Raw genomic sequence first — 4,098 nt, forward strand, 5'->3', positions numbered from 1 at the left:
TACTAAAGTTTGTCCTTGTTGTTGTAACCAATCGGCATTATCATTTTTGAAGGGAGATAAGGCCCGCAGACGGTCAACAATTTCCGGCATGACTGCAATTACTTGATTAATTTCTGCTTCCGTAGTATAACGAGAAAGACTAAAGCGAATTGAGCCATGTAAAGTAGTGTAGGGTAAACCCATAGCTCGTAAAACATGAGAAGGTTCAAGAGAACCAGAAGTACAAGCAGAACCAGAAGAAGCACAAATACCGTACTTATTTAAAGAAAGCAAAATTGCTTCACCTTCAATATATTTGAACCCGATATTTGTAGTATTTGGTAATCTATTTTTAATATCACCATTTACTTGACAATCAGGAATTTTAGCCAGAAGAGACTGTTCTAAATAATCGCGTAACTTTCTTTCTTTCTGAGTTGCTTCTGCTAAATGTGATAATTCCAATTCCGCAGCTTTCCCTAAAGCAATAATTCCGGGAACATTCTCTGTACCTGCTCTACGTCCTCGTTCTTGATGTCCACCAACTAAGAAAGGACGGAAACGAACCCCACGTCTAACATACAAAGCACCAATACCTTTAGGAGCATGAATTTTGTGACCAGATATAGTTAACATATCTATGGTGCTGGTCTTCATATTTAAGGGTATTTTACCTACCGCTTGCACTGCATCAACGTGGAAGATAGCTCCATATTCTTTAACTCTAACACCAATTTCTTCAATGGGAAAAATTGTGCCGGTTTCATTATTGGCATACATTACTGTTACTAAAGCAGTGTTACCAGTTAAAGAAGCTTCTAACTCATTCAAGTCTATTTGTCCTTGAGAATTAACTGACAAATAGGTAACTTGATAACCTTTAGATTCTAATTGTTTACAAACATTTAAAACCGCAGGATGTTCTACTTGAGAAGTGATGATATGACGTTTTTCTGGTTGAGCTAATAACGCCGCATGAATAGCAGCATTATCACCTTCAGTTCCGCAACTGGTAAAAACAATTTCCGATTCTTCGGCTCCCAATAAAGCAGCAATTTGTTCTCTAGCTGCTTTTACAGCTTTTCCCAATTGTCCACCAAAAGTGTGCATACTAGAAGGATTAGCATAATAATCCGTCAAATAAGGCATCATAGCCTCAACAACTTGAGGAGCTATTTTAGTGGTGGCATTATTATCAAGATAGATACAATTATTTTGCATAGTTTCCATATAAAGATTATGAGTAATTAGCTAGAATTATTAACTGGTAATTGGTAATAGGTAATGGGGGAAAATATTACCTATTACCTATCATCCATGAAATCACCTATATAATTACTTGGCCTTGATGCTTTTGCAACTGTTGGGAAAACTTCTGAGAATAAGAGCTATACCAACGCTCCCAGTAGTCTTGTTTATTAGTTAATTTTGCTAAAACACGGTGGTAATAAGCAAACCAACTTTCCCAATAATCACTAGATTGTTGAACACAACCATCAGCAGTCGGACAAGTGGCCTTACATTGAGGTACAGTGTGAATACTACCAGCGCAATTTGTGCAAAGTTGAGAATCAATCCAATAATTACCATCAACTTCTTGAATTGCACCAGTAGGACAAACAGGTAAACACAACTTGCAAGAAATACACTGGCTAGTAATTTTGTAAGCCATGATTATTTACCTCTGAGATTTTAGATTTTAGATTTTAGATTTTAGATTAGAGTTAATTCAATAAAATCCAAAATCCAAAATCCAAAATTGAATTACCCATTAACCTGAACATATTGCTCGTAAAATTCTAAAGCAACCTTTTCAATTACGTCGTAGGCTTCAACAGCTTTTATTCCTGCTGCTTCTAATTGTTCTTTAGGACAGTTGCCTATTTTCGATACCAAGACTGCTTTACAATCTGCGATCGCTTTCATTATATTATCTGCGGTAGCTGCTTCGCTGTAACCACCTTGACAATATTGATCAATCTTGCGGTGACTAACAAAACGAACTTCATTTCCATCAACTTCATAAACTTGAAATTCTTTGGCGTGTCCGAAATGTTGGTTAACTAATCCACCGCCTTTTGTGGCTACTGCAACTAAAATTTTAGGATTATTAGCAGATTTTTTGCCAGTCAATACTTTATCTTTTGCAGCCTTAATTTCTTCTCTAAATTTCTCAATACCTTCGTGAACTTCTTGGCGGGTTTCAAAGTTATATTCTGGAGTCATTTCCATGAACTTATCTTTAGTAAATTCCTGGCTCCGATCTTCTCCTAATAATCCTACCGCATCTGCTCGACACTGACGACAGTGGCGCATCATTTTCATGTTACCAGAACAATTATCTTGGACTTCTTTCAGTTCTTTTCCTGTTGGTCCACGTTGACCAGTTAAACCGAAATGTGTACCATGTTCCGGTGCAGAAATTAGCGGCATAATGTTATGTAAAAATGCTCCTCTCTCCCGAATAGCTTGATTAACTTCAATCAAATGTTGATCATTAATTCCCGGAATCATGACTGAATTAACTTTACATAAAATATCAGCTTCTTTGAGAGCTTGCAGTCCTTCTAATTGTTTTTCCAGGAGAATTTTTGCCCCTTCCACACCTCTGTAACGCTTGCGTTTATAGTGAACCCAAGAATATATTTGCGCCCCTATTTCGGGGTCAATGGTATTCAGGGTAATGGTCACGTGATCTATATTTAATTGTTTAATGCGATCAATATATTCTGTCAGCATCAAACCGTTAGTAGATAAGCACAATTTAATATCTGGGGCTTTGTCTGCAATTAATTCAAAAGTCCGAAAAGTTTTTTCTGGATTAGCCAAAGGATCACCAGGTCCTGCCACTCCCAATACGGTCATTTGCGGAATTTTACCCGCAATTACTAACACTTTATGGGCAGCTTCTTCTGGTGTGAGCAGTTCACTGACTACCCCCGGACGACTTTCGTTAGCACAGTCATACTTGCGGTTACAATAGTTACATTGAATATTGCAAGCAGGAGCAACAGCAACGTGCATCCTTGCATAATGATGATGAGCCTCTTCGCTATAACAGGGGTGTTTAGCAATGCGTTCTCTAAGTTTTTCGTCCATTTCTGGAGTTGTGCTGCTGTCGCAACCGCAATTACCAGATTTAGCGGGGATGATAATAGAATCCTGATCTCGCAGGTTATCGGAGGTGAGAATGTTAGTAGCAGGTAGTGTCATTGAATTTCGCTGTTTGCGGTGGACTTGAGAGCCACTGTGGGAGATGCTGTTACTACTGCCAATGTCTAAATTATAGACATGGTGCTAATCTCATCCCTCCACTCACTTTTGACTATTAACTTTGTTTTGTTAAGGAGCGTTAAGTGATTGGCGATAAATGATTTATAGCAGCCCTTTTTTTTGTCCCCCTTGGTTGACAAAGGATAGAACTTATTAGATTTATTATGTTTGTACTCAAATCCTTAAATCCTTGTATTGCAACGATACAAAAATTAAAAAAGATTTTTTTGGGTTGGGGTGCAAGTATTTATAGTCAGGGGTACGAGTATTTATAGTTAGGGGTTCAGGATTTCTTTGTACTCATCTCCAACTCAATATCTGTAAGGATTTCAACTAGATTTTTATCGAGTTTTCTTGATATTGGACTGTACTCAACTTTCCTACAACATCCGGTTTTTACTTCACCAAAGCCCCTCCTTTGATCAAGCAGAGGGGACTAAATTCCCCTTTCGGCTGAAAGCATTGGGGGATTAAGAGTTAGAGTACCTGACAAGCCTGGAATTTACCGTATGTATACAGCCTATCATTTTTTTCTCTAGAAATGCAATTTATATTTTTTTAATTTTTCGATGATTTGTGATGTAAATTGTGGTTACATCTCTTGCTGGATAAGGGATTTGGACTTAATAAGGCATCCATCTTAATGCAGATTATTTGCAAAAGATTTAATTTTTTGATCATGATTAGGATTTATGCCAAATATAAGAGAACTAGGGATAATTTATGAATCATCACTACCTGATTATAGGCTTTATATCATAAACGCTATCAATCACATCTGACATACAGCACTTCCCGATGTTATGAGGTACAAGAACCCCACCCCCAACCCCCTCCCCGCTTGCG

At 37.7% G+C, this 4,098-nt stretch carries 3 protein-coding genes; all 3 read right to left on the reverse strand.

What is annotated here, in order from left to right:
* The coding region (gene nifS, locus ACIR131C_RS0106690; protein WP_035371611.1) for a cysteine desulfurase NifS at positions 1–1,200 on the reverse strand (1,200 nt) is incomplete at its 3' end.
* 106 nt (positions 1,201–1,306) lie between these two features.
* Positions 1,307–1,651: a DUF362 domain-containing protein gene (locus ACIR131C_RS0106695; RefSeq protein ID WP_028089573.1), complete on the reverse strand. Its 345-nt coding sequence runs from the start codon at positions 1,649–1,651 to the stop codon at positions 1,307–1,309.
* A gap of 92 nt (positions 1,652–1,743) precedes the next feature.
* Positions 1,744–3,192: a nitrogenase cofactor biosynthesis protein NifB gene (nifB, locus tag ACIR131C_RS0106700; protein WP_028089574.1), complete on the reverse strand. Its 1,449-nt coding sequence runs from the start codon at positions 3,190–3,192 to the stop codon at positions 1,744–1,746.
* Positions 3,193–4,098: the final 906 nt, after the last annotated feature.

Origin of the sequence: Dolichospermum circinale AWQC131C (assembly GCF_000426905.1) — a bacterium.
Taxonomy (GTDB): domain Bacteria; phylum Cyanobacteriota; class Cyanobacteriia; order Cyanobacteriales; family Nostocaceae; genus Dolichospermum; species Dolichospermum circinale.

What these genes read in the sequence shown, in the direction of transcription:
- ACIR131C_RS0106695 (WP_028089573.1), bottom strand. Translation starts at nt 1,651, where the DNA reads ATGGCTTACAAAATTACTAGCCAGTGTATTTCTTGCAAGTTGTGTTTA.
- nifB (WP_028089574.1), bottom strand. Translation starts at nt 3,192, where the DNA reads ATGACACTACCTGCTACTAACATTCTCACCTCCGATAACCTGCGAGAT.